This is a genomic window from Tersicoccus solisilvae, assembly GCF_014643255.1.
Taxonomy (GTDB): Bacteria; Actinomycetota; Actinomycetes; order Actinomycetales; family Micrococcaceae; genus Tersicoccus; species Tersicoccus solisilvae.
In genome coordinates, this window is sequence record NZ_BMJI01000010.1 from 1 (window position 1) to 26,030 (window position 26,030).

Consider the following 26,030-nt stretch of genomic DNA (forward strand, 5'->3'; position numbering starts at 1 on the left):
CAGTGGTTCCTCGACAGCTCCACTTCACATCCGGAGGCCTTCATTTGTCAGCCCGACTCACCGCCCTAAACCGGGACAACGTCCCTGGACACCACAAATAGATGTTGCATCCGGGCCCGATCGCGCCATGATGCAACATCTATTGACGACCTGGCGGTGAGGCTCCGGGGGGGGTTGACAGTGGCGCCGCTCACGGCCAGACTGGATCGTATACGATTTGATCGCTGATCTGGTCGACCTCGATTCGCGAGCCAGGTCCCCGGCCGACCGCAGGAGGAGCGCATGCAGGACGTCACCGCCGAGACGCTCGGCACCATCGGGACCGTCATCGCCGTCCACCTGAACTACCCGAGCCGCTGCGCGCAGCGCGGCCGCACCCCGGAGCACCCTTCCTACTTCCTCAAGCCGGCGTCCTCGCTGGCCCTCAGCGGCGCGACCGTCGAACGGCCCGCCGGCACCGAACTGCTCGCCTTCGAGGGCGAGGTCGCGGTCGTCCTCGGCGAGCGCGTGCATCGCGTCACCCCGGAGCAGGGCTGGGCGGCCGTCTCCCACGTCACCGCCGCCAACGACTGGGGCCTGTACGACATGCGCGCCGCCGACAAGGGCTCGAACGTGCGGAACAAGGGCGGCGCCGGGTACACCGCGCTCGGCCCCGCGCTGATCCCGGCGGCCGAGATCGACCCGGCCGGCCTGCGGGTGCGGACCTGGGTGAACGGGACGATCGCGCAGGACGACACGACGGAGACGCTGCTCTTCGGCTTCGGCCGGCTGATCGCCGACCTCTCCCAGTGGCTGACCCTCGAGGCCGGCGACGTCATCCTCACCGGCACCCCCGCCGGCTCCTCCGTCGCCCAGCCCGGCGACCGGGTCGAGGTCGAGGTGTCCAGCCTCGACGGCATCCGGAGTACCGGCCGCCTCCTCAGCATCGTGACGGAAGGCGACGTCGAGGCGAACCCCGCCTACGGGTCCACGCCGACGGTCACCGACGAGCAGCGCATCGAGGCGTACGGCAGTGAAGCAGCCTGGCGCAGTGACGAGGCCCGGCGGGCCGGCGACACCGCGTCGGCAGCGACACGGCAAACGCCGGCGCCGACCACCGGGACCGCACCGGTCCTCTCCCCCGAGCTGCGTGGCAAGCTCGAGGCGGTCGCCACCGCGACGTTGAGCTCCCAGCTGCGCAAGCGCGGGCTGAACAACGTCACCATCGACGGGCTGCGGTGCACCCGCGACGACGCGAAGGTCGTCGGCATCGCGCGCACCCTGCGGTACGTCCCCAACCGCGAGGACCTGTTCACCGAGCACGGCGGCGGGTACAACGCTCAGAAGCGGATCGTCGACGACCTGCACGAGGGCGACGTCCTGGTCATGGAGGCCCGCGGTGAGAAGGGCGCCGGCACCCTCGGGGACATCCTCGCCCTGCGCGCCCAGGTGGCCGGCGCCGGCGCGATCATCACCGACGGCGGCGTCCGGGACGCGGCCGTCGTCGCCGGGCTGACCATGCCCACCTTCTACGCCACCGCCCACCCCGCGGTGCTCGGCCGCAAGCACGTGCCCTGGGACACGGACGTCGCCGTCGCCTGCGGCGGCACCACCGTGGTCCCCGGGGACATCATCGTCGCCGACGCGGACGGCATCCTCGTCATCCCGCCCGCCCTGGCCGAGGAGCTCGTCGAGGAGTGCCTGCAGCAGGAGCACGAGGAGACCTTCATCTACGCGCAGGTCGAGGCCGGCCATCCCGTGGACGGACTCTTCCCGCTGAACGCCGCCTGGCGGGCGACGTACGAGGCCTGGGCCGCCGAGCACCCGAGGGAGCTCTGAGCGGCATGGTCACCACCGAGAACGCCAGCAAGTCCGAGACCGCCTACCAGTACGTCCTCGAGAAGATCCGCTCGGGGAGCTACGGGCCCGGATACCGGCTCGTGCTCTCCCGGCTCGCCGACGAGCTGGACATGAGTGTCGTCCCGGTCCGGGAAGCGATCCGGCGACTGGAGTCCGAGCGGCTGATCACGTATCTACGCAACGTCGGCGCGACGGTCACCGGCATCGACCCGACCGAGTACCTCTACACCATGCAGACCCTTGCCCTGGTCGAGGGGTACGCCACGGCCCTGTGCGCGCCGCTGGTGACGCCGGCGGACATCGCCCGGGCCCGCGAGGTCAACCGGCAGATGCGCGAACGGCTGGCCGACTTCGACCCCCGCACCTTCACCGAGCTGAACCTGCGGTTCCACGCCATCCTGTTCGAGAACTGCCCCAACCCGCACGTCCTGGATCTGGTGCACCGCGGCTGGAACCGGCTCGGCGCCCTGCGCTCCTCGACCTTCGCCTACGTGCCCGGCCGGGCGGCGAGCTCCGTGGACGAGCACGACGCCCTGCTCGACGCCCTCGAGGCCGGCGACGACGTCGAGACGATCGAGCACCTCGCCCGCCGGCACCGCCTCGCCACCCTCGAGGCCTACCTCGCCCACGCGGCGGCCTGACCCCCCCGCCCCACCGACGCCCTCCCCACCGACTCCCCGATCCACCCCCTCGAAGGAGAGACCCGTGACCAGCCACGCCAAGCCCGACAACCTGCCCACCCTCCTGCAGCACTACATCGGCGGTGCGCACGTCGACTCGATCGACGGCGACACGTTCGACGTCCTCGACCCCGTCACCAACGAGCCGTACCTGAAGGCGGCGTCCGGCAAGGTCGCCGATGTCGCCGCCGCGGTCGCCGCCGCCAAGGAGGCGTTCGAGAACGGGCCGTGGCCGGGCATGCTGCCCCGCGAGCGCTCCCGCGTCCTGCACCGGATCGCCGACATCGTCGAGTCCCGCGGCCAGGAACTGGCCGAGATGGAGTGCTTCGACACCGGGCTGCCGATCACGCAGGCCCTGGGCCAGGCCCGGCGCGCGGCGGAGAACTTCCGCTTCTTCGCGGACCTGATCGTCGCCCAGCACGACGACGCCTTCAAGGTCCCCGGCCGCCAGGCCAACTACGTCAACCGCAAGCCGATCGGCGTCGCCGGCCTGATCACGCCGTGGAACACGCCGTTCATGCTCGAGTCCTGGAAGCTGGGCCCGGCCCTGGCCACCGGCAACACCGTGGTGCTCAAGCCGGCCGAGTTCACCCCGCTCTCCGCGTCCCTGTGGCCGGGCATCTTCGAGGAGGCCGGCCTGCCGGCGGGCGTGTTCAACATCGTGCACGGCTTCGGCGAGGAGGGCTTCGCCGGCGACTCGCTGGTCAAGCACCCCGACGTGCCGCTGATCTCCTTCACCGGCGAGTCCCGCACCGGGCAGATCATCTTCGCCAACGCCGCCCCGAACCTGAAGGGCCTGTCGATGGAGCTCGGCGGCAAGTCCCCCGCCGTCGTCTTCGCCGATGCGGACCTGGACGCCGCGATCGACGCCACCATCTTCGGTGTCTTCTCCCTCAACGGCGAGCGCTGCACCGCCGGCTCCCGGATCCTGGTCGAGCGGAGCATCTACGACGAGTTCGTGGAGCGCTACTCGGCCCAGGCGAAGCGCGTCAAGGTGGGCTACCCGCACGACAAGGCGACCGAGGTCGGCGCCCTGGTCCACCCGGAGCACTTCGAGAAGGTCATGTCCTACGTCGAGATCGGCAAGACCGAGGCGCGGCTGACCGCCGGCGGCGGCCGCCCGGACGGCTTCCCGGAAGGCAACTTCATCGCCCCGACCGTCTTCGCCGACGTCGCCCCGGACGCCCGCATCTTCCAGGAGGAGATCTTCGGCCCCGTCGTCGCCATCACCCCGTTCGACACGGACGAGGAGGCCCTCGCGCTGGCGAACAACACGAAGTACGGCCTGGCCGCCTACATCTGGACCAACGACCTCAAGCGCGCCCACAACTTCGCGCAGGACGTCGAGGCCGGCATGGTCTGGCTGAACTCGAACAACGTCCGTGACCTGCGCACCCCGTTCGGCGGGGTCAAGGCGTCGGGCCTCGGTCACGAGGGCGGCTACCGCTCCATCGACTTCTACACCGACCAGCAGGCCGTCCACATCAACCTGGGCGAGGTCCACAACCCGGTCTTCGGCAAGGCCGAGGACGCCGCCTCCGCCTCCGACGCCTGATCCCGATCCCATCCCGCTTCTCGACGAGGAGAAACCCCGATGAGTACCGACGCCCGTCCCACCACCACCCCCATCCCGACCCCGACCGCTCCCGCGCCGGACATCCTGCGCTGCGCCTACATGGAGCTGGTCGTCACCGACCTGGCCGCCTCCCGGGCGTTCTACGTGGACCTGCTCGGCCTGATCGTGACCGAGGAGGACGAGAACGCCATCTACCTGCGCACGATGGAGGAGTTCATCCACCACAACCTCGTGCTGCGCCAGGGTCCGGTCGCCGCCGTCGCCGCCTTCTCCTACCGCGTCCGCACCCCCGAGGACGTGGACCGGGCCGAGGCCTGGTACCAGGAGCTGGGCTGCCGCACGGAACGCCGCACGGACGGTTTCGTCAAGGGCATCGGCGACAGCGTGCGCGTCGAGGACCCGCTGGGCTTCCCGTACGAGTTCTTCTTCGAGGTGGAGCACGTGGAGCGCCTCGCGTGGCGCTACGACCTGTACGGCGCCGGGGCGCTGGTGCGGCTGGACCACTTCAACCAGGTGACCCCCGACGTGCCCCGCGCCTGCCGGTACATGGAGGACCTCGGCTTCCGGATCACGGAGGACATCTCCGACTCCGACGGCGTCGAGTACGCGGCCTGGATGCGGCGCAAGCCCACCGTCCACGACACCGCCATGACCGGCGGCAACGGCCCCCGCATGCATCACGTCGCGTTCGCCACCCACGAGAAGCACAACATCATCTACATCTGCGACAAGATGGGCGCGTTGCGGATGTCGGACCGGATCGAGCGGGGCCCGGGCCGCCACGGCGTCTCCAATGCCTTCTACCTCTACATCCTCGACCCGGACGGGCACCGCGTGGAGATCTACACGCAGGACTACTACACGGGCGACCCGGACAACCCGGTGGTGCGCTGGGACGTGCACGACAACCAGCGCCGCGACTGGTGGGGCAACCCCGTCGTCCCGTCCTGGTACACCGAGGCGTCCCTCGTGCTCGACCTGGACGGCAACGCGAAACCGGTCGTGGACCGGGAGGACCCCTCCGAGATGGACGTGACCATCGGCGCCGACGGGTTCTCCTACACCCGGGCCGGCGACGAGGGCGGCAGCTACCACGGGGAGGCCGCCAAGGGCTTCAAGCTGGGAAACCAGCTCTGATGCTCGACGAACCGACGATCGCCGCGATCGCCGACGAACTGGTCGAGGCCGGACGCACCCGCACGCCGGTGCCCCTGCTGCACACCCGCCACCCGGGCATGGAGGTGGAGGACTCCTACGCCGTCCAGCAGCTGTGGTCCTCCCGCCTGCAGGAGGGCGGCCGGACGGTGGTGGGCCGGAAGATCGGGCTCACCTCGAAGGCGATGCAGGCCGCGACCGGCATCACCGAGCCCGACTACGGCGTCATCCACGACGACATGGTCCTCGACAGCGGCGTGGAGATCCCCTGGGACCGGTACACGCACCCCCGCGTCGAGGTGGAGCTGGCGTTCCGGCTGGGACGGGACCTCGGCAGCGACGATCCCGCGGCTCCCCCGGTGACGATCTTCGACGTCCTCGCCGCCACCGAGTACGTGGTGCCGGCGCTGGAGATCCTCGACTCCCGGATCGAGATGTCCGGCCGCACCATCGTGGACACCATCGCCGACAACGCGGCCATGGGCGCCATGGTGATCGGCGGCCGCCCCGTGACGGTCGGCGACGTCGACCTGCGCTGGGTGTCCGCGCTGCTGTACCGCAACGCCGGGATCGAGGAGACCGGTGTCGCGGCCGGCGTCCTCGGCCACCCGGCGTCGGGCGTCGTGTGGCTCGCCACCAAGCTCGCCGCCCACGGGCAGCGGCTGCGGGCCGGGCAGCTGATCCTCGCCGGCTCCTTCACCCGGCCGATGTGGGTGTACCAGGGCGACGCCGTGTTCGCCGACTACCGAGAACTGGGGACCGTGACATGCCGATTCGTGTAGAGGAACCGCGACCGACGCTCGCGGCCGCACTCGCCGCGGCCGAGCGCCCGCTGGTGGGCATGTGGGTGTGCTCGGGCTCGGCCCTGGTCGCCGAGGTCTGCGCGGGCTCCGGCGTGGACTGGCTGCTGATCGACGTCGAGCACGGGCCCAACACCCTGACCTCGACGCTGGCGCAGCTGCAGGCTGTCGCCGCGTACGACGTCGTCTCCGTGGTGCGGGTGCCGTGGAACGACCCGGTGCAGATCAAGCAGTACCTCGACGCCGGGGCGCAGAACCTGCTGGTGCCGATGGTCGACACCGCCGAGGCGGCCGCCGCCGCCGTGGCCGCGATCCGGTACCCCGGCTCCGGGATCCGGGGGGTCGGCGCGGCGCTGGGCCGCTCCTCCCGCTGGGGCCGCATCCCGGACTACCTGGCGCGCGCGTCCGGCACGGTGAGCCTGACGGTGCAGATCGAGACCGGGGCCGCGGTGGAGAACGTCGAGGAGATCCTCGCCGTGGACGGCGTGGACGCGATCTTCATCGGGCCCTCCGACCTGGCCGCCTCGCTCGGGCCGCTCGGGCAGCAGGAGCACCCCGACGTCCTCGCCGCCGTCGAGGCCTGCGTGCGGGCCGCGAAGGACGCGGGCAAGCCGGTGGGCATCAATGCGTTCAACCCGGACCGGGCGCGGGCGTACGCGCAGGGCGGTGTCGCGTTCGTCTCCGTCGGCGCGGACGTCACCCTGCTCGCCCGGGGCAGCGAGGGGCTGGCCGGCGTCCTGCGCTGACCAGGGCGTGCTGACCAGGGCGTGCAGAGCCGGCGACCGCCCGTCAACTCGCTGCGGCCAGGAACGGCAGCAGTTCGTCGAGTACCGGCCCCGGCGGGACCAGGGTGGTGCCGTGGGTCCGTCCGGTCAGCTCGACGGCGCGCGCGTGCGGCATCAGCTCGGCGGCGCGGCGGGCGTCGGCCAGACGCTTCGCGTCCCGGGTGCCCGCCATCAGCAGCGCCGGCAGCGTCAGCGTCGTCAGTCTCGACTCCGGCAGCCCCGCGTCCTCCTCGGTGCCCGTGAAGCAGGCGGCCAGGGCGGTCGCGTCGTTGGCGAGGAAGGCCTGCCGGGTGACCGGGTCCAGGGACCCGCTCGCGGCCTCGAAGCCCTCGACGAACGCCTCGATCCGACCGGTGCGCAGCGCCTCCAGGTAGCCGGGGAAGAAGAGCGCCTCGACCTGGCCGGCCTGCGGGCGGTGCGACCCGCCGAGCGTCGTCAGGCTGATGGCGCGGTCGGGGTGCTCCGCGGCGACCGCGAAGCCAACCCGGGCGCCGAGCGAGTACCCGACCCAGTGCGCCGCCGCGATGCCCTCGGCGTCGAGCACGGCGAGCATGTCGCTCGTGTGTCGTGGCATCCGGTACGCCTCGACGTCCGCCGGCTTGCCGCTGCGGCCGTGCCCGCGCAGGTCGATCCGCACCACGGTGTAGCCGGCGAGCGCCCTGACATACCCGAGGCCACGCCAGATCGCCTTGGACAGGGCCGAGCCGTGCAGCAGGACCACCGCGGGCCCCTGCCCCGTGACGTCGTAGGCGATCGCGGTCTCGTCGGCGGGGTTCACGATGCGGCTCATCCGGCTACCGTACCCAGCCCCCGTCAGCGTGCGGCGGCGTCCCCGCGACGGCGGGAGCGCTCATCCACCAGGCCGACCCCGAGGGCGACCAGCAGCACGAGGGCGACCAGGCCGAAGCCCACCGAGATCGCGTTCGCCCAGCCACCGGAGGAGAGCACGGTGAACGCGGCGGCGGTGATGACCGCGATGCCGACGGAGGTCCCCACCCGCTGGCCGGTCTGCATGATCCCCCCGGCGCTGCCGGCGTACTCGAGCGGCACCTCGGCGAGCGTGAGCGTCTGGTTGGGGCTGACCACCGCGCCCTGCCCCAGGCCCACGAACGCGAGCGACAGCAGCAGCCACCACTCACTGACCAGGCCCTGGCCGTGCAGCTCGATCACGAGCACGCTGAGCCCCAGTCCGAGCAGCACGCTGAGCATGCCCCCGAGCACGAGCCGGCGGCCCAGGCGCAGCACCCGCCGGCCCGCCCACGTGGCGGACAGGGCGGAGGCGACGGCGTTGGGCAGGCCGATCATGCCGCTCTCCAGCGGCGAGTGGCCGAGTCCCTCCTGGAAGTAGAGGGCGATCAGCACCCACACGCTCGTCACGCCGAGGAAGTACAGCCCGATCAGGCCGGTGCCGCGGGAGAAGCTGCCGGTGCGGAAGATCCGCAGGTCCACCATCGGGCTGCGTCCGCGCCGCCGGTAGATCCGCTCCCACGCGATCCAGCCCGCGGCGAGCGCGACGCCGACGGGCAACAGCGCCCACAGCCAGCCGGAGACCTCCGCGCGGGCCTCCATGAAGGGCAGCAGGATCGCGAAGATGGCCAGGCCGAGCAGCAGCGCACCGACGGGATCGAGGTCGCGCACGAGTCCGCCGACGGTCCGCTCCCGCGAGCGGACGACGAGCGGCTTCGGGAACCAGAGGTAGGCGAGCACGATCGCGAGGATGCCGACCGGGACGTTGATGAAGAAGATCCACCGCCAGCCCTCGTGCGCGCCGCCGAGGTGGATGAGCAGGCCACCCAGCAGCGGGCCGACCCCGACGGAGACGCCGACGGCGCTGCCGAAGGCGCCGAACGCCCGACCCCGCTCGGCCCCACGGAAGTACTGCTGGATCATTCCGACGCCCTGGGGGTTGAGCAGGCCGGAGCCGATGCCCTGGATGAAGCGGGCGACGACGAGCATCGTGGGGTCCGCCGCCAGACCGGCCGCGATCGAGGACAGGGTGAAGACGGCCACGCCGGCGATGAACAGCGGGCCGCGGCCGACGATGTCCCCCGCCCGGCCGGCCGCCACCAGTACGACGCCGAAGGTCAGCGCGTAGCCGGAGAGGACCCACTGCAGCGCGGACGCCGACGCGCCGAGGCCGGACTGGATGGACGGCAGGGCGACGTTGACGCTGCTGACGCTGACCAGCGACATGAAGATGGCCACCAGCAGCACGGTCAGGATGCGCCAGCGCGCCGGATCCTCCCCCGCCTCGCGCTGCTGCCGTGCGGTTCCGGTCTCGCTGGCCATGTCGACGGCGCCTCTCCCAGGTCAACAGCAGGCTGTCCTTCTACCCGCCCTGCACAGGCTAACCCCTCCGGACACGACGCCGGCTCGTCCCGCGCGGCCGAGGCGGCGGCGCGGGACGAGCCGGCGTCAGGAGGGGAGCTGCGCGCTCGGCGCGAGCGGGGTCAGCGGGTCGTGTCGACCTCCCCGGCGACACCCAGATCCTCGCGGATCTCGGGGTGCTCGGCGAGGTACTCGTCGTGCACCTCCTTGACGTGCAGATCCACGCCCTTCGGATCCTTCACCAGGGACACCGCGATCAGTGAGATGACGGCAGCGACGGCGATGTAGACGCCGATCGGGATGGTCGACTTGTAGTTCTCCAGCAGGGCCTGCGCGATGGTCGGGGCGAACGCGCCGCCGAGGATCGAGCCCAGCGCGTAGCCGATCGAGACACCGGAGTACCGGACCTTCGCCGGGAACATCTCCGCGTACAGCGCCGCCTGCGGCCCGTAGGAGAGGCCGAGGAAGACGGTGAGGACGAAGACGGCGATGAAGAACAGGAACAGGTTCCGGCTGTCGATCAGGAACCACATCGGCACGGCCCAGATCACCAGGCCGATGTAGCCGATCTGAAAGGTGCGCACCCGGCCGATCCGGTCCGACAGTCCGCCGCCGACGAAGGTGAAGATGAGCCAGCCGAAGGCGCCGAGCGTGGTGACCAGCAGCAGGTCGGGCCGCGGCAGCTTCAGCACGCTGCCGCCGTAGGAGATGAAGAACGCGATCAGGAGGTAGCCCGCCGCGTTGTTGGCCAGGAAGATCAGCGCGGTGAGGATGACCTCCTTGGTGTGGTGCTTGAAGAGCTGGCCCAACGGCGCGGAGGACTCCTTGCGGCGCAGCGCCATCTCCTTGAACACCGGGCTCTCCTCGACCGCGCGGCGGACGAAGTAGCCGACACCGATGAGCACGATGGAGAACAGGAACGGCAGGCGCCAGCCCCACTCGTTGAACGCCGGACCCATCGTGGTGGTGAGGATCCACAGCACGCCGGTGGCCAGGATCATGCCGATCGGGACGCCGATCTGCGGGTAGGCGCCGAACAGGCCGCGCTTGTTCACGGGGGCGTGCTCGACGCTCATCAGCGCCGCACCGCCCCATTCGCCGCCGGCCGAGAAGCCCTGCAGCACCCGCAGCAGGATAAGCAGGATGGGCGCCGCGACGCCGATCTGGCTGTAGGTCGGCAGCACGCCGATGAGGGCGGTGGCCGCGCCCATCATGAACAGGGTGAAGACGAGCATCTGCTTGCGGCCGAGCTTGTCGCCCAGGTGCCCGGCGACGATCGCGCCGAGCGGCCGGAACAGGAACGAGATGCCGATGGTGGCGAAGGCGACGATCTGCGCCAGCGCGGGGTTGGAGGCGTTGAGCGGCGCCAGGAACAGCGGGGTGAGCACCACCGCGGTCGCCTGGGCGTAGATGAAGAAGTCGTACCACTCGATGGTGGTGCCGACCAGGGTCGCCCCGAGGACGCGCCGCTCCTCCGCGGTGCCCCCGGTCCGATGCGCCGGGGCGCTGCTGTTGACAGTGGTCATGGCTACTCCGTTGTGCCCGGCCGCGGGACCGAACGGTGGCGCCCGCGGCGACTCGTGAGAATGCGAGATAGTGACTGAACGGTCAGTCAGTGCGCTCATCGTACCGTAACGAACGTGATCCGGGACACAATGACGCGCGGGCGGATACTGGAGGCGTGGAGGCGTTCCGCGGCAGGGCCGGATTCGCACTGGCCGATCGAGCCGACGCCGGGCACCGCCTCGCCGTCGCGCTGGCGGAGGGATCGGGGCCCGCGACGATCAGCCCCGCCACCATCGTCCTCGGGCTGTGCCGTGGCGGTGTCCCGGTCGCGGCCACCGCGGCGGCCGACCTCGGGCTGCCGCTCGACGCGGTGGCCACCCGGAAGCTCGGGGTGCCCGGGCACGCCGAGGTGGCGTTCGGGGCCCTGGCGTCCTGCGCCGGCCACCGGGCCCGCACGACCGATGCCGCCCTGGTGGACCGGCTGCTTGCGTCCGGTGTCCCCGGCACCCGGCTGGACGAGGTCGTCGCCCGGGAGGCCGCGGCGCTGGCCCGACAGCAGGACGTGTTCCTCGCGGCGTCGCGGCCCGTGGCCGGCAGGCCGGTGGTGCTGTGCGACGACGGGATCGCGACCGGCGCGACCATGCTCGCCGCGGTCGATGCCGTCCGTGCGGCCGGCGCGGTGCGCGTCGTCGTCGCCGTGCCCGTGGGCTCCCCGGCCGCGATCCGCCGGCTGCGCACCGCTGCCGATGCGGTCCTCTGCCTGCACAGCCCGCACGACTTCCATGCCGTCGGCGCGTACTACCGCACCTTCCCGCAGTGCACCGACGCCGAGGTGCTGGACGCGCTGGCCGAGGGTCGGCACGGACCGGCGGACGGGGCAACCGTTCTATAATCGAACACGACGGTCGCTCCCGCGGCAGCCGACACGACGGCCCGACGAAGGAGAGCCCGCGAATGGGATCACCCGTGCACGACGACGAGGCGGACGGCGGCGCCGCCGGGACGGCGGGGGGCCGATCGGCCGCCGGTGGCTCGCATGCGCAGACGCTCTCGCGCGGCATCACGATGCTCGAGATCCTCGCGGACGCCGACGCCCCGATGTCGATCGCCGAGGTCTCGGCCGCGCTGGGGGTGCACCGGTCCATCGCCTACCGGATCCTGCGGACGCTGGAGGACCATTCGCTGGTCGTCCGCGACGACGCCGGCAAGCTGATGTCCGGCCCCGGGCTGGCGATGCTCGCGCGCTCGGTCGCCCGGTCCCTGCAGTCGGCGAGTCTGCCCGTGCTCACCGAGCTGTCCTCGGATCTGGGACTGACGGCGTTCATCGCGGTGTGGGACCACGCCGACTGCGTGACGCTGGTGACGGTCGAACCGAATGCGCGCAGCGCGACGTTGCGGCCCGGTACCCGCCACTCGTTCTCGGTGGGCGCTCCCGGCATCGCCATCCAGTCGGCCATCAGCGAGGAGCAGTGGCGCACGGTCGACCCGACGTCGCCCTACCGCCGGGAGGCCCTGCGCGCCCGGGAGCTCGGCTACGCCGTGAGCCACGACGAGGTGATCCCCGACGTGGGGGCGATCGCCGCACCGATCCGCCGGCACGGGCAGGCCCCGGCCGCGTTGGCGGTGCTCTACCTGGGCGAACGGGACGACACGGCGCAGATCGGCCGGCGCCTGGTGGACGCCGCGGGCCGCATCGCCGACCAGCTGGCCTGACCGGCCGACCCGACCGGCCGACCCGACCAGCCGACCCGACCAGCCGACCCGACCAGCCGGCCCGACCAGCCGGCCCGACCAGCCGGCCCGACCTGACTCGTCGACCTGACTCGTCGACGGGCTGGTGGCCCCCGGGGTCGTCGCTACGGCCGGGTCAGGCCGCCGGCGCGGCCACCCGGACGGCAACCCGGGAGCCGTTGCGCTGCTTGACCACGTCGAGCTGCACCGGGATGCGGTGCTTGAGGTCGGCGACATGGCTGACGACGCCGACCACGCGGCCCCGGTCCCGCAGACCCTCGAGCGCCTCCATCACGTCGTCGAGCGACGCCTCGTCCAGCGAGCCGAACCCCTCGTCCACGAACAGGGTGTCGATGTCCAGGCCGCCCGCCTCCTGCTGCACCACGTCGGCCAGGCCGAGCGCGAGCGCCAGCGAGGCCATGAACGCCTCGCCGCCGGAAAGGGTGCTCGTCTCCCGGCCGATGCCGGTCCACCCGTCCTGCACCACCAGCGACAGGCCGGACTTGGCGTTGCCCTTGACCCGCGCGTCGCTGTGGTCCAGCGTGTACCGCCCGCTGCTCATGGTCAGCAGCCGCTCGCTCGCCGCGGCGGCCACCTGTTCGAGCCGGGCCGCGAGCACGTAGGAGGTGAGGGTCATCCGGTAGGCGTTCTCCCCCAGCCCACGCGTGGTGTCCGCCAGGGAGCGCAGCATCCGCGCCCGTTCCCGCTCGGGGCCGACAGCGGCGAGCAGCTCGGCCTCCTGCTCCACCAGGGCGCAGAGCCGGTCGTGCCCTCGGTCGAGCAGTCGCAGCCGCACCTCGGCGTCCGCGACGGCGGCGCGGGCGGCGTCGATACCGGCTCGCACGCGCGCGAGTTCCTCGGACGTCGGCGGAGCCACACCGGCGGCCTCCTCCGCCAGGGCGGCGGTGGCCGCCGCGCTCGCCATCGCCTCGTCGGCGCGGTCCGACCGGCGCTGGTACGCAGCGATCGCGGTGCGCAGGGCGTCGGCGTCGCCGTCCGTCAGCAGGGCCGACCGGGCCGCCTCCTCCGTGGCCAGACCGTGCTCGGCCAGGGCGTCGTGCAGGGCGGTCGCGGCGTCGGCGTGGGCTCGCGCGGCGGTGTCGCGGGCCGCGAGGGCGTCGCGCCAGCGGGCCAGCCGGTCGCACCGGGCCGTCAGGTCCGCGAGCCGGTCAGCCAGCGTGGGATAGCCGGCGCGCGCCGCCGCCAGCTGGGCGTCCAGGTGCTCGGAGCGGGCCCAGGCGTCCTCCAGCCGCGCGGTGACGGCACCGAGCTCGGCGCGGGCGCGCTGGCCGGCCTGCCGGGCGGTCTCCCCTCGGGCCCTGACGCGCGCCAGTTCGGCATCCTGGCGGTGCGCCTCGTCCCGGGCCGCCTCGGCGTCGTCGGCGGCACGGCGGGCGGCGTCGTGCGCCTCGACGGCGTCGGCCACGTCGACCCCGCCGGCCACCGCCTCCAGGGCGGCGATCCGCCGTGCGACGTCCCCGGCGACGGACTGGGCGCGCCCGGCCGTCGCCTCGGCCTGGTCCAGCCGGCCGCGCGCGGACTGCTGCTCCGCCTCGGTGGGCACGACGGCGGCGTCGTCGCCCGCAGGCTCGGGGTGTTCCCGCGAACCGCAGACGGGACACTGCTCCCCGGCGGCGAGGCGGCCCGCCAGCTCGGCCGCGGCGTGCTCGAGCCGGCGCTCGACGATGTCCAACCAGGCCTGCCGGGCGTCCTGGGCCTCGGCACGGGCGGACAGCGCCGCCCGTTCGACCGTCTCGGCCGCGGTGCGCTCCGTGCGCAGCCGGGTCGCGGCGTCCCGCACGGCGGAGGCGCGCTCGACCGCGGCGGCGCGGTCCGGCTGCTGGACGGCGAGCGCCCGGGTCGCCTCCAGCCGAGCGGCGAGCTCGGTGACCCGGGCCTCGGCGGCCGTGGCGGTGGCCTCCTGGTCGGCGGCCTCGGCGCGCAGCCGGTCCACCTCGGCGGCGAGGGCCTCGCCGGCGCCGCGAACGGCCACGAGGTCGTCCTCCAGGGGCAGGCGGGCCTCGAGCACGGCGGCGTCGGACCGCCTCGCCGTCAGGGCCGCCTCGACCCGGCTCAGCACGGCGGCCGTCGCGTCGGCCGCCGGCTGCGTCGGAGCCTCCGCCGCGCCGGCCGACTCGTCGGACAGGTCGCCGGCGGAGCGGGCGACACGCGCGGCTGCCGCCTCGGCCCGCTCGGCGGCGGCGAGCTGCCGCTCGGCGCGATCCAGCGCGGCGAGTTGACCGCTGACAGCGGTCGCCCGGTGGTGGGCGTCCAGCCGGGACCGACGGGCGTCGGCCTCGTCGCTCTCGGCCTTGATGGCCGCCCGGTCCCCACGCGCGTCGGCGAGGCAGCGGTGCCGGTCGAACCGCTCGGCGGCCTCGGCGCCCGCACGCTCGAGGCCGGCGAGTTCGGCCCGCCGCAGCGCGAGCGCGTCGGCCGCCGTGGCCCGGGACGCGTCGACGGTGTCCCGCAGGTCGGCCAGGGAGCGCTCCTCGTCCTCCACCGTGCTCGCCCGCTCGTGCGCCCCACCGGTCGGTTCGCCCGCCTCGCCGGACGCATCATCGTCCAGATCGGCCTGGGGGTCGAGGTCCGCCCCGTGCCGGTCGGCCGGCAGCGGGAGCGGCAGATCGGTCCACAGATCCCACCCCTGCCGGCCGAGCAGCTCCAGCCGGGTCTCGTCCTGGCCCACCCGGGCCTCGGCGTCGAGCGCGTCCTGCGCGAGGCGCTGCTCGAGGTCGCCGTACCGGTCCGTGCCGAAGAGCTTCTCCAGCAGGTCCTCGCGCTCGGCGGGGCGGGCCTGCAGGAACCGGGCGAACTCGCCCTGCGGCAGCATCACCACGCGCGTGAACTGGTCCTTCGTCATGCCGAGGGTGTCGAGCACCTCGGCACCGACCTCGTCGGCCCGGGTGCTGCGCGGCTGCCAGGCGCCGTCCTCGAACACCTCGAGGCTGACCCTGGCGTTCTCCGGCACCAGCCGGGCCGCGCCACGGCGTGCCGGCCGCTCCCAGGCCGGCGCGCGGGTGACGCGCAGGCGCCGGCCGCCCGCGGTGAAGTCGAGGCTGACCGAGGGCGCGGCCTCCGGGGCGGCGTGGTCGCTGCGCAGGTTGCGCGCGTTCTGCCGCTCGCCGGGAACCGAACCGTAGAGGGCGAAGCAGATCGCGTCGAGCACGCTCGTCTTGCCCGCCCCGGTGGGACCGTTGAGCAGGAACAGGCCCTGCTCGGACAGGGCGTCCATGTCGATGTGCTGGGCGGTGGCGAAGGGCCCGAAGGCCTCGACGTCGAGGGCGTGGATCCTCATCGGGCGGCCTCCGCCGGGGAAATGGCGTCCAGGGCGGCGGCGAGGGCCTCCCGCTCGGCGTCCGACGGCGGCCGGGAGCGGACGTGGTCGAGGAACCCGGCCGCGATCTCGAGGTCGTCGGCGGCACCGGCGACCCGGGAACTGTAGGTGGACCGTTCCCGGGGAGCGGCGCCCTGCGGGTCGAACTGCAGCACGAGGGTGTGCGGGAAGCGCTCCCGCAGCCGGTCCATCGCCATCAGGGGCCGGGTCGGGTCGGTGAGGGTGACCTGGCACCAAGCGTCCTCGGCGGCGGCGTGCGCCGGGTCCGCGAGCAGGTCCTCCAGGGTTCCCCGGAGCAGGGCGAGGGGCCGGCCGAGCTCCGCGGTGACCGGGTCGATGCCCCGGACCCCGTCGGGGCCGACGTCGACCAGCCAGCCGCCCTTGGCCTGCCGCGCCTCGGAGAAGGAGTACGGCAGCGGCGAGCCGCTGTAGCGCACGTGCTCGCGCAGCTTCTGCCGGCCGTGCAGGTGCCCCAGCGCCACGTAGTCGAACCCGTCGAACACCGGGACGGGGATCTGGCCGAGACCGCCGCTGGCGAGCTCCCGCTCGCTGTCCGACTCCTCCGCTCCGGCGACGAAGGCGTGGGCCATCAGGATCGAGCGCACGCGGGAGGTGGCGGCGGCCGGGAACAGGGCACCGTCCTCCACCGGCGTCGTGTCGTCCGCCTCGCTCCCGGCCGCCGGCGTCAGACCGGCGAGGTGCTGGCGCACGACCCGCAGCGCGGCGGTCATCACCGCGGGGTGGCCGGGCCGCTGGACGCCGAGCCGGTCCGCGACGAGCCGGGGCTCGAGATAGGGCACGGCGTAGACCGCGACGTCGGTGCCGTCGGGCTCGCTCAGCCGCACCGGGTCGGTCAACGCGTCCAGCCCCGTGCGCACGTGCACGCCGCCGCGTTCGAGCACCCGGTCGGCGAAGCCGAGCCGGATCGGCGAGTCGTGATTGCCGGACGAGAGGATGACCTCGGCGCCGGCGGCGGTGAGCCGGTCCAGCGCGTCGGAGAAGAGCTGGACGACCTCGACGGACGGCAGCGCCCGGTCGTAGACGTCGCCGCTGATCAACACCGCCCGGACCCCGTCCCGGTGCACGGTCTCGACCAGCTGGTCGATGACACGCCGCTGGTCGGCCAGCATCCCGACACCGTGGAACGACCGGCCCAGGTGCCAGTCCGAGGTGTGGAGGATCTTCATGCTTCCATCATGGATCCGCCCACCGACAGAACCGCGATGCCCCGCCGCGACCCCGGTCTCCCGGGGCACGGCAGGGCATCGGCGGGCCGGTGGCGGGACGTCAGCGCTCCCCGCCGCGGTGGTCGAAGAAGTCGCGCACCTCGTGGTCCGACGTCGGCCGGTCCGCAGTGGGGCCGGTGGTGCCGCGGTCGGCGTCGTCCGCGTCGCGCCGCACGGTCACGGTGCGCGGCGTGCCCGCAGCCCGCTCGCCCGCGAGCGTGTCGGCGTCGTCGGTCGCGCCCGGAGCGGCGCCGCCGGCCGCGCCCGCGTCCCGCGGGACGACCGGCAGGAAGCTGCGGAAGACCAGACCGGCGAGCAGGCCGCCGAGCAGCGGCGCCGCCCAGAAGACCCAGAGCTGCTGCACGGCCCAGCCCTCGGCGAAGAGCGCGGAGACCGTGGCCCGGACCGGGTTGATGCCGCCGTTGGAGATCGGCGCGGTGACCGCCAGCACGACGGTGAGCGCGAAGCCGGCGGCGAGGGCGGCCAGCAGGTTGTTGGCGCGTCGGGTCGTGGCGCCGAGGACGGCGGCCACGAAGAGCGCCGTGCCGATGGCCTCGACGAGCAGCACGCTGGTGAGCGGGAACTGCGTCGGCGAGTGGCTGTCGTAGCCGTTGGAGAGCGCGGTGAACACGTTCGCCAGGGTGCCGCCCAGCTGCGGATGCGGCCGCAGCACGAGGTACAGCAGTCCGGCGGCGGCGAACCCGCCGACCAGCTGGCCGAGCAGGTAGAACGGCGTGTGGGCCCAGCGGGTGCGGCCGGCGATGGCCGCGCCGAGCGTCAGGGCGGGGTTGAAGTGACCGCCGCTGACGTGGCCGAAGGCGAGGACGCCGACGGTCATGGCCAGGCCGATGGCGACGGGACCGGGGACGCCGCCGCTCTGCACCAGCAGCCCGGCCAGCACGGCGCCCAGGCCGCCGAAGATCACCAGGAAGGTGCCGATGGCCTCGGCGCCGGCACGGGCCCACGGACCGGCGCCGCGCTCCAGCGCCTCCGGGTCCAGTCCCTCCTTGGTCGCGGCCGCGGGAACCGGGGAGGCGAGATCGCCCACCCGGGCGGCGGCGACGGCGGTCGGGCGGTGGGCCCCCGTCGGGGCGGTGACGGCGCCGTCGGCGTCGGTCCCGGCCACCCGGTCGGGATGGTCGGCGGGCAGGGGGGTGCGGCCAGGATCGGCAGCCATGCAGTCCTCGATTTCGTCGTGGGTCGCGGCACCGGCGTCGTCGCGCCGGCGGTCCCGCGATTGCCCGTCGAGACTATCGTTCTCGTGTGTCCGCATCGATGCCGTCCCCGGGTGGGGATCTTCACACCGCGTCCCCGACCGCTCCCGACCACACGTCCGACGAGCCCTCCGTCACCGGCCCGGACCATGCCGACCGGGTGCGCGGCAGCATCCTCGCCGGGGCCGTCGGGGACGCGCTCGGCTACGCCGTCGAGTTCTCCTCCTGGCAGCAGATCAGCGAACGATACGGGACCGGAGGCCTGACCGATCTGGCCGCCGTCGCCGAGCCCGTCATCTCGGATGACACCCAGCTGACCCTGTTCACCCTCGAGGGGCTGACCGAGGCGCTGCGCTGGGCGAACGAGGGGTCGGCCGCGGACGAGCTGGCGTGCCTGTGGCTGGCGTACCTGCGCTGGTATCGCACCCAGGGCGAGCTCCTGCCCGACGCCGCCCCGCAGCCCCCGGCGACGCGGCTGGAGTCCGAACCGTCGATGCGGCACCGGCGCGCCCCCGGCGGCGCCTGCCTCTCCGGCCTCGGCACCGGGGCGATGGGCACGGCCGAGCGGCCGGTCAACCCGGACTCGAAGGGCTGCGGGACCGTGATGCGGTCCGCCCCGTTCGGCCTGGTCCCGCACGTCGCGGTCGAGGACATGGTGCGGCTGGCCGCCCGCGGCTCCGCCCTGACGCACGGCCACCCGACCGCCGGCGCTGCCGCCGGGGCGTTCGCCGGCATCGTCGCCCGGATCGTGCGCGGCCAGAGCCTGGCGGACGCGGTGCGGGAGACCCTGACGTCCCTCGCCGACGCGGGCGAGGACGCCGTCGAGATGCGCGCCGCGCTCGCCGGGGCGGTCGAGGCGGCGGTGGCGGACCGCGCCGATCACGACGCCGTGCCGCTGGATCCTGCACGGTTGGCCGCGCGCCTCGGCGGGGGCTGGGTCGCGGAGGAAGCGCTGGCGATCGCGGTGTACTGCGCGCTCGTGGACGCGGACGAGGACCCGCGCCTCCACCTGCGGCGTGCGCTCGTGCGGGCCGCCAACCACGACGGCGACAGCGACTCGACCGCGGCGATCGCGGGCAACATCATCGGCGCCCTGCACGGCACGGCGGCGCTGGACCAGGACTGGGTCGGCCGGCTGGTGGAGCGGGACGTCGTCGAGCGGGAGGTCGCCGCGTTCCTCGACGCCGTCGCCGGCGGCCGCTGAGGCGGCGGCGCCGTCGACCGCCGACGCGATCCCCACCCTGGACCGGTCAGCCGGTGAGGCGCAGTCCCTCGCCGACGGCGACGGCGTCCCGCCCGCGGGCGGGCCACTCGTCGACGTCGTGCCGCCGGAACCGCCCGTCCACCACGTCGAAGAGGGCAAGCTGGTGCGGCCGGGCCGGATCCGTGGCCGTGCCCGGTCCCCAGGAGGTGGCGGGCAGGTCGAGCCGGGCGAACAGGGCGGCCAGATCCTCGACGGCATGCCGGCGGGCGACGTCGATCATGATGCCGGCGCAGGCGCGGGCGTCCTCCAGCGGGTCGTGGTGCTGGAGCAGCGGCACACCCGCCTCGGCGGCGACGAAGGGCAGCGAGTACGAGGGCAACCGGTAGGTCCGCCGGGCGAGCCGGACCGTGCAGGCGGACCGGGCCGGCGCGACGGGGACGCCGCAGGAGCGGGCGGCCTCGGTGAAGACGCCGAGGTCGAAGGCGGCGTTGTGGGCGACCATCAGGTCGCCGTCGACGAAGCGTTCGATCCGCCCCAGCGCCTCGGCGGTCGGCTGAGCACCGGCGACGTCCGCGGCGGTGATCCCGTGGACGGCGATGTTGGCCGGCGCGAAGTGGTCGGCGCCGGGCGGGGGACGCATCAGCCAGGAGGTTTCCTCGACCACGTGCCCGTCCCGGACCTTGACCAGCCCGACGGCGCAGGGAGAACCGCGGTGGCCGTTGGCGGTCTCGAAGTCGATGGCCGTGAACGCGATTCCCACCCGCGCCACGCTACCGCCCGCGCCGGCCCATCCCGGGACACAACGCCGGACGCCGTCGTGCGCCGTGGCGGCGCGCGCTGGATCCCCCGCGCGGTGCACCGCCGGCGCGACGGTCTGCTCCGCGGACAGCCCCGCCTCACCGCCCGCTCAGGTTCCACCCCGTACCCTTGGCGGGTGAACTCCCTGCTCTCCGCTCTCTCCGTGCGCCCCGTGGCCGGCATCCTGCCCGACTGGCTCGACCCCAACGTCTTCCTGCGCGACCCCGCCCTGGCCCCGTGGATCGTGCTGCTGGTGTGCGCCATCGTGTTCGCGGAGACCGGCCTGCTGGTCGGCTTCTTCCTCCCGGGCGATTCCCTGCTGTTCACGGCGGGGCTGCTGACGGCGACCGGCACCATCCAGGTCCCGATCATCGTGCTCGGCCTCTGCGTCTTCATCGCGGCGTTCGCCGGGGACCAGGTCGGCTACTACATCGGCCACCGGGCGGGCCCGGCGGTGTTCCGGCGACCCGATTCGCGCCTGTTCCGACAGGAGTACGTGGACCGGGCGCACGAGTTCTTCGAGCGGTTCGGCGGCCGTGCCGTCATCCTCGCCCGGTTCGTGCCGATCGTGCGCACCTTCACACCCGTGATCGCCGGCGTCGCGAAGATGCCCTACCGGACGTTCATCACCTACAACGTCGTCGGGGCGCTGTTGTGGGGCGTCGGCGTGACCCTGCTCGGGTTCTGGCTGGGTCAGTTCGCGTGGGTGGGCGAGAACATCGACATCATCTTCATCGTCATCGTGGCGCTCTCGGTGATCCCGATCGCGGTCGAGCTGCTCAAGGCGCGACGGACGAATCGGGCGGCCGAGCGCGAGCGAGCGGCGGATCCCGCCGACTGAGCGACCCGCCTGGCGTCAGCGGGCGTCCAGAAGCGCGGTGACGTGCGGGATCAACGCACGCATCGCCTGACCGCGGTGACTGATGGCATTCTTCTCCGCCGGCTCCAGCTCGGCACAGCTGCGGGTGTGGCCGTCGGGCTGCAGGATCGGGTCGTAGCCGAAGCCGTGCTCGCCCCGCGGCTCGCGCAGCAGGGTGCCGCGCAGTTCGCCGTGCACGACGACGGGCTCGGTGTCCGCGTCCGTGGGTCCGGCCGGGACGACCAGGGCGGCCGCGCAGACGAAGGCCGCGCCGCGGTGCTCGTCGTCGTCGATGTCGGCCAGTTGGGCGAGCAGCAGGCGCAGGTTCGCCTCGTCGTCGCCGTGCCGGCCGGCCCAGCGGGCCGAGAAGATGCCGGGGGCGCCGCCGAGCACGTCGACTGCGAGACCGGAGTCGTCCGCGATGGCCGGCAGGCCGGTGGCGGCGGTGACGGCCCGCGCCTTGAGCAGGGCGTTCTCGGCGAAGGTGACCCCGGTCTCGCGCACGTCCGGGGCACCGGCCGCACCGGCGTCGATCACGTCGGCGTCGACGTCGAGAGCGCGGCCGCCAGGCAGAACAGTCCCGCGGAGCATCTCCCGCAGCTCGAGCAGCTTGCCGCGGTTGTGGGTGGCGAGGACGAGCCGGGGGCCTCCGGTCTGCCGGCCCTCGGACACGCCGCCGCTCACGCCTCGCCCAGGGTGGAGCGCTGGATGGCGGCGAGCTCGGTGGTGCCGGCGAGGGCGAGGTCGAGCAGGGCATCCAGCTCGGCGCGGTTGAAGGGGGCGCCCTCGGCGGTGCCCTGCACCTCGACGAACTGGCCGGAGCCGGTGACGACGACGTTCATGTCGGTCTCGGCGCGGACGTCCTCCACATAGGGCAGGTCCAGCATGGGGATGCCGTCGATGATGCCCACGCTGACCGCGGAGACGGTGTCCTTGAGCGGCTTGGCGGTGGGCTTGATCAGCTTCCTCGTGCGGGCCCAGGTGACGGCGTCGGCGAGGGCGACGTAGGCGCCGGTGATGGCGGCGGTGCGGGTGCCGCCGTCGGCCTGAAGGACGTCGCAGTCCAGCACGATGGTGTTCTCGCCCAGTTCCTTGAGGTCGATGATCGAGCGCAGGGAACGGCCGATCAGCCGGGAGATCTCGTGGGTGCGGCCGCCGATCCGGCCCTTGACCGACTCGCGGTCCGACCGGGTGTTGGTGGCCCGCGGCAGCATGGCGTACTCGGCGGTGACCCAGCCGCGGCCCTCGCCCCGGAGCCAGCGCGGCACGCCCTCGGTCAGGGAGGCCGTGCACAGGACGCGGGTGTTGCCGAACTCGATCAGCGCGGAACCCTCCGCCTGGTCCGACCAGCCGCGGGTGATACTGATGGGCCGCAGCTCATCGGGCGCGCGCCCGTCGGCCCGCGCGACTCCCGAGGTCGCGGAGGACGGAGTCGCGGCGGACGGGGTGGCGGCGGAGGCATCAGTCATGCGTTCCAGCCTAGGGGTTCGCCGCCGCCGTTCGGCCCGGCGGACGGTCCCACCCACGCGAGCCCGGCGATCGAGGGCGGTGGACCGCGACGCGTCAGAACGGTGGCGGGTCGTCGGGTTCGGAGCGGTAGCGCCGGCCGGCCGGCGAGGTCCAGACCAGGGCGGCGTGCCCCGGCGCTGATTTCGCACGTCCAGTTCGGAGGGTTCCGGCGGCGACTGCCCCGGGTGGTCGTACGTCGTCCGGCGGGGGTCCACCGTGACGGTCCAGCCGGAGTGGTGCTTGAGGACGTGGTGCTTCCGGCACAGGTGTGCCAGATTGCTCGCGTCACTGGTCCCACCGTCGGCCCAGGCGGTGACGTGGTCCAGGTCGCACCCGGTGGCGTTCCGGCGGCAGCCGGGGAATCGGCAGGTCCCGTCCCGGATCTGCAGGGCCCGGCGCACCGCTGCGGGGGTCCGGTAGAGGTGTCCGGTCGTCACCAGCATCGGGACGACCTGCCCCGCGCCCGCTCCGACCGAGCCGGTGCCGGTCACGTCAGCATCGAAGCTGACGCCGAGGAGGAACGAGCCGGCATGAGCGGCGAGGTCCCGGGCGTCGACGGCCGGGATGAGCCCGAACTCACCCAGCTCGCCGGGTTCGTCGCCGCCCAGGAGCGTGGCCGCCGGCACGGTCAGCAGCACCCGCGGCACCGGCTCCGGATCGAGCCCGGCGATGGTGCCACCCTCCGTGTTCGCGGGGTTGGACGGGGTGGACGAGTCGAATGGGTGTGCGTCGATGCCGGTCAGGAGGTCGGCGAGCACGTCGGCGCGCACCTGGCCGAGAGTGGGCGGCGACCCGTCAGCCGGATCGACGCCGAACGCCGCGCCGGTCTCCTCGGCGCCGTCGGCAGGGCGCTGCGCTGCCTGCAGGCTGCGGGCCAGCGCGGAGAGGCGGCCGTCGATCCGGAAGGCGACCGCCGCCGGCAGCAGGGCGGTCAGCCGCGCCATCCCGTCCCCGTCCGTGCTGATCCGCACGTACCGGTCGGCCCGCGCAGCCCGCTCACGCTCGGCGAAGCACTGGGGGTGGTACCGGTCCCTGACCGTGCGGGCCCGAGTCCGGAGTTGCGCGGGTGTCCGTCCCCGGTGAGCGGCGTCGAGCAGGCAGCCCTCGGTCGCCGCCACCGCCTCTCTGAGGCGAAAGACCGTCGACTCGTCGATCCCGGTGGAGGTGAGGGCGTCGGCGTACTCATCGGTCGCGTCCGCGATCGTCATTCCGGCGGTGGCGGTGATCGCTCCGGAGGCCAGGGCATGGGCGGTGGCCGGCAGCAGCTCCGTGAGCCGATCCGCTCGGCGCAGCACGTCGTGGGCTTCCGGCTCACTGACCTGGAGCGCGCAGGCCACCTCGGCGACGCCGGCGCGGTCCCCGACCGCCAACCGTTTCGCCCGCGACAGACGCCGGGCTTTCCCGGAGACAGCGGTGGACAGCTCCTCGAAGCCGGTCGGGTCCATCTCCACCCACCGGGCCTGCTCGTCGGCGGCGGCCCGCGCGGTGTCGGTCACAAGCCGGTGCTTCGCCCAGACCAGCCAGGACTCCAGTCGGCGCACGTCCTCCAGTGCTGCCACCCCGGCATCGAGACCGAGCTTCCCAGCGGCCCCGTCCACCAGTACTCGTGCCAACCGGCCGGCGACGTCCCCGGCGGGCACCACCGGGCGTCCCGATGCAGCGACGGGCGCCGGCTCGGTGATGGCGCCCTGCCCGGGAGCCACGTCGTCGACCGGCAGCGACATCTGCACCGGCACTGCTGGTGCCGGCGGCGACGGTGCCGGTGACGACGGCGGCCGATCGGTCGATGGATCCGGAGGGGCTTCCATGACCCCATTCCACCCGTCCCCACCGACAGAACTCGGGCGAAGACCCCGAGTTGCGGGCCGAACCGCGGGTGTCCGTCCCCGGTGAGCGGCGATCGGGTGACCGCGGCCGGGTCAGTACTTCCGCAGATCCACCGGATCCTGGCGGTACCAGCGGGCGCGCAGGTCGTCGACCACGGAACGGATCGCCCCGGTGACCTGCTCGGTCGACGAGCCGAGCACCCGCATCGTCAGGCCGGGGACGGCGAGCGCCGACACCCCACCCGTCAGGGAGCCGGCACGGGCAGCCAGCCGGTCCCGGGCTGCGTCCACGACGGCGTCGTCCACCCGGGGATCCACCACCAGCAGCGAGCCGACGTGGGAGTGCCCCTCCAGGTAGCCGAGCCCCGTCATGCCGGCTGCCCCGTCGCGCGGGGCGAGCACCAGGTTGTCGACGGCGACCGGCCGCTCCCCCATGGTGACGATCGTGCGCAACCCCAGCCGGTCGTACAGGAACGGCTCCCCGTTCGGCGACCAGCCCGGCGTGACCACCTCCGAGAGCACCAGGCACGCCGTCGGATCCATCGCCACCCGCGTCTCCTGCCGGTACCGCGATCCGCGGTAGGCGATCAGCTGATCCGGCAGGTACTCCAGCCTGCTGCCCGGCCCCAGCCGTGCCGTCAGCTGCTGGGTGGCCCGGTCCCCCGGCGTGCGATACACCTTCGTCGCGGACTGCGTCGTCAGCAGCAGGGACGCGCCCTCCGCGACCTCGACGCCGATCCGGAACCGGTCCCGGTCCAGGTACGCCCCGCCGGGATTGACGACGACGTACGCCACCTGTCCGCTCCCGTCCAGGTGGTGCGGCCGCAGCACCCGCAGCGCCCCGCGGTGGTACTGGTGCGCGGCGACGGACCGGCCCGCCGCATCCCGGCGCACGGTCAGCTCGAGCTCCCCGCGGTACGTCTCGGTCGTGCCGGTGGACGCGGGCGCGACGGGTGCAACGCCGGAACCGGGCACGGCCGCCGTACCGGCCGGATCAGCCGTCATGCCAGGTCGAGCATGAGCACGTCCCGCGTCAACCAGCCGATGACCCCGTCCAGCCCCTCGTCGGTCTTGAGGTTGGTGAAACAGAACGCCTTCTCGCCGCGGAAGTCCTTCGAGTCGGCCTCCATCACCGCCAGGTCGGCGCCGACGTACGGTGCCAGGTCCGTCTTGTTGATGATGAAGAGATCGGACTTGATCATCCCCTGCCCGGCCTTGCGGGGGATCTTCTCCCCCTGGGCGACGTCGATGACGTAGATCGAGAAGTCCACCAGTTCGGGGCTGAACGTGGCCGAGAGGTTGTCCCCGCCGGACTCGACGAAGATGACCTGCAGGTCCGGGTGGGCGGCGACCAGCTCGTCGATCGCGGCCTGGTTCATCGACGTGTCCTCGCGGATCGCCGTGTGCGGGCAGCCGCCCGTCTCGATGCCGACGATGCGGTCGAGCGGCAGCACGCTCGTGGCCGCCAGGATCTTCGCGTCCTCGATCGTGTAGATGTCGTTCGTGATGGCGGCCATGGAGATCTCGCCGCTCAGAGCGCGGGTGAGCCGCTCGATCAGCGCGGTCTTGCCCGCGCCGACGGGTCCGCCGATGCCGATCCTCACCGGTGTCATGGGTGTCCTTCCGTGGAGTCCGTGGAGTGCGTGGAGTGCGTGGA

Annotated in this window: 21 protein-coding genes and 1 pseudogene; 10 read left to right on the plus strand and 12 right to left on the minus strand. The window is 73.3% G+C overall.

The window, feature by feature from the left end; genetic code table 11:
• Positions 1-282 precede the first annotated feature (282 nt).
• From IEX22_RS09210 to IEX22_RS09235, 6 genes are all read left to right on the plus strand, one after another.
• The gene (locus IEX22_RS09210) at positions 283-1,818 is read left to right on the plus strand and encodes a fumarylacetoacetate hydrolase family protein (protein ID WP_188668051.1); all 1,536 of its coding nucleotides are present in this window, start codon (positions 283-285) and stop codon (positions 1,816-1,818) included.
• A gap of 5 nt (positions 1,819-1,823) precedes the next feature.
• Positions 1,824-2,480, plus strand: coding sequence for a GntR family transcriptional regulator (locus IEX22_RS09215; protein WP_188668052.1), 657 nt, complete (start codon positions 1,824-1,826; stop codon positions 2,478-2,480).
• Between the two features lie 64 nt (positions 2,481-2,544).
• Positions 2,545-4,074 carry a 5-carboxymethyl-2-hydroxymuconate semialdehyde dehydrogenase gene (hpaE, locus tag IEX22_RS09220; protein ID WP_188668053.1) on the plus strand — a complete coding sequence of 510 codons (1,530 nt, stop codon included), beginning with the start codon at positions 2,545-2,547 and terminating at the stop codon, positions 4,072-4,074.
• Between the two features lie 39 nt (positions 4,075-4,113).
• Positions 4,114-5,232: a 3,4-dihydroxyphenylacetate 2,3-dioxygenase gene (hpaD, locus tag IEX22_RS09225; RefSeq protein ID WP_188668054.1), complete on the plus strand. Its 1,119-nt coding sequence runs from the start codon at positions 4,114-4,116 to the stop codon at positions 5,230-5,232.
• Complete coding sequence (locus IEX22_RS09230; RefSeq protein WP_188668055.1) at positions 5,232-6,032, plus strand: fumarylacetoacetate hydrolase family protein; 801 nt, start codon at positions 5,232-5,234, stop codon at positions 6,030-6,032. The genes hpaD and IEX22_RS09230 overlap by 1 nt, the downstream gene beginning before the upstream one ends.
• Positions 6,017-6,796 carry an HpcH/HpaI aldolase family protein gene (locus IEX22_RS09235; protein WP_188668056.1) on the plus strand — a complete coding sequence of 260 codons (780 nt, stop codon included), beginning with the start codon at positions 6,017-6,019 and terminating at the stop codon, positions 6,794-6,796. The genes IEX22_RS09230 and IEX22_RS09235 overlap by 16 nt, the downstream gene beginning before the upstream one ends.
• Positions 6,797-6,839: 43 nt before the next feature.
• On the opposite strand, the gene IEX22_RS09240 is transcribed toward IEX22_RS09235, so the two are convergent.
• From IEX22_RS09240 to IEX22_RS09250, 3 genes are all read right to left on the minus strand, one after another.
• Entirely contained in the window at positions 6,840-7,625 is a 786-nt protein-coding gene (locus IEX22_RS09240) for an alpha/beta fold hydrolase (protein ID WP_188668057.1), read from the minus strand.
• Positions 7,626-7,648: 23 nt separating this feature from the next.
• On the minus strand, positions 7,649-9,124 hold the full coding sequence (locus tag IEX22_RS09245; protein ID WP_188668058.1) for an MFS transporter: 1,476 nt from the start codon (positions 9,122-9,124) through the stop codon (positions 7,649-7,651).
• A gap of 161 nt (positions 9,125-9,285) precedes the next feature.
• Positions 9,286-10,689 carry an MFS transporter gene (locus IEX22_RS09250; protein WP_188668059.1) on the minus strand — a complete coding sequence of 468 codons (1,404 nt, stop codon included), beginning with the start codon at positions 10,687-10,689 and terminating at the stop codon, positions 9,286-9,288.
• A 155-nt stretch (positions 10,690-10,844) separates the two neighbouring features.
• Here IEX22_RS09250 and IEX22_RS09255 point away from each other — a divergent pair, with 155 nt between their 5' ends.
• Positions 10,845-11,561, plus strand: a complete 717-nt coding sequence (locus IEX22_RS09255) for a phosphoribosyltransferase (protein WP_229659907.1) — start codon at positions 10,845-10,847, stop codon at positions 11,559-11,561.
• 62 nt (positions 11,562-11,623) lie between these two features.
• Positions 11,624-12,382: an IclR family transcriptional regulator gene (locus IEX22_RS09260; RefSeq protein WP_188668060.1), complete on the plus strand. Its 759-nt coding sequence runs from the start codon at positions 11,624-11,626 to the stop codon at positions 12,380-12,382.
• A gap of 154 nt (positions 12,383-12,536) precedes the next feature.
• On the opposite strand, the gene IEX22_RS09265 is transcribed toward IEX22_RS09260, so the two are convergent.
• The 3 genes from IEX22_RS09265 to IEX22_RS09275 form a co-directional block, all read right to left on the minus strand.
• Entirely contained in the window at positions 12,537-15,698 is a 3,162-nt protein-coding gene (locus IEX22_RS09265; protein ID WP_188668061.1) for an AAA family ATPase, read from the minus strand.
• Positions 15,695-16,924 (minus strand): exonuclease SbcCD subunit D, encoded by a 1,230-nt coding sequence (locus IEX22_RS09270; RefSeq protein WP_188668062.1) that lies wholly within the window; start codon positions 16,922-16,924, stop codon positions 15,695-15,697. Before IEX22_RS09270 ends, IEX22_RS09265 begins: the two co-directional genes overlap by 4 nt.
• Positions 16,925-17,024: 100 nt before the next feature.
• Complete coding sequence (locus IEX22_RS09275) at positions 17,025-18,140, minus strand: MIP/aquaporin family protein (protein WP_188668063.1); 1,116 nt, start codon at positions 18,138-18,140, stop codon at positions 17,025-17,027.
• 86 nt (positions 18,141-18,226) lie between these two features.
• On the opposite strand from IEX22_RS09275, the gene IEX22_RS09280 reads away from it, so the two are divergent.
• Positions 18,227-19,381, plus strand: coding sequence for an ADP-ribosylglycohydrolase family protein (locus IEX22_RS09280; RefSeq protein ID WP_229659908.1), 1,155 nt, complete (start codon positions 18,227-18,229; stop codon positions 19,379-19,381).
• Positions 19,382-19,427: 46 nt separating this feature from the next.
• Here IEX22_RS09280 and IEX22_RS09285 read toward each other — a convergent pair whose 3' ends face one another.
• Positions 19,428-20,141 (minus strand): 3'-5' exonuclease, encoded by a 714-nt coding sequence (locus IEX22_RS09285; RefSeq protein ID WP_188668064.1) that lies wholly within the window; start codon positions 20,139-20,141, stop codon positions 19,428-19,430.
• A 174-nt stretch (positions 20,142-20,315) separates the two neighbouring features.
• Here IEX22_RS09285 and IEX22_RS09290 point away from each other — a divergent pair, with 174 nt between their 5' ends.
• Positions 20,316-21,020, plus strand: a complete 705-nt coding sequence (locus IEX22_RS09290) for a DedA family protein (protein WP_229659909.1) — start codon at positions 20,316-20,318, stop codon at positions 21,018-21,020.
• Positions 21,021-21,035: 15 nt separating this feature from the next.
• On the opposite strand, the gene rdgB is transcribed toward IEX22_RS09290, so the two are convergent.
• From rdgB to ureG, 5 genes and pseudogenes are all read right to left on the minus strand, one after another.
• Positions 21,036-21,722: an RdgB/HAM1 family non-canonical purine NTP pyrophosphatase gene (gene rdgB, locus IEX22_RS09295; RefSeq protein WP_229659910.1), complete on the minus strand. Its 687-nt coding sequence runs from the start codon at positions 21,720-21,722 to the stop codon at positions 21,036-21,038.
• Positions 21,719-22,507, minus strand: coding sequence for a ribonuclease PH (gene rph, locus IEX22_RS15855; RefSeq protein WP_229659917.1), 789 nt, complete (start codon positions 22,505-22,507; stop codon positions 21,719-21,721). Before rph ends, rdgB begins: the two co-directional genes overlap by 4 nt.
• 564 nt (positions 22,508-23,071) lie before the next feature.
• Positions 23,072-24,355: pseudogene (locus IEX22_RS15860) on the minus strand (DUF222 domain-containing protein); the annotation flags it as partial.
• A 111-nt stretch (positions 24,356-24,466) separates the two neighbouring features.
• Positions 24,467-25,378: an urease accessory protein UreD gene (locus IEX22_RS09305; protein ID WP_188668066.1), complete on the minus strand. Its 912-nt coding sequence runs from the start codon at positions 25,376-25,378 to the stop codon at positions 24,467-24,469.
• Positions 25,375-25,986 carry an urease accessory protein UreG gene (gene ureG, locus IEX22_RS09310; protein ID WP_188668067.1) on the minus strand — a complete coding sequence of 204 codons (612 nt, stop codon included), beginning with the start codon at positions 25,984-25,986 and terminating at the stop codon, positions 25,375-25,377. The genes IEX22_RS09305 and ureG overlap by 4 nt, the downstream gene beginning before the upstream one ends.
• Between the last annotated feature and the right edge of the window lie 44 nt (positions 25,987-26,030).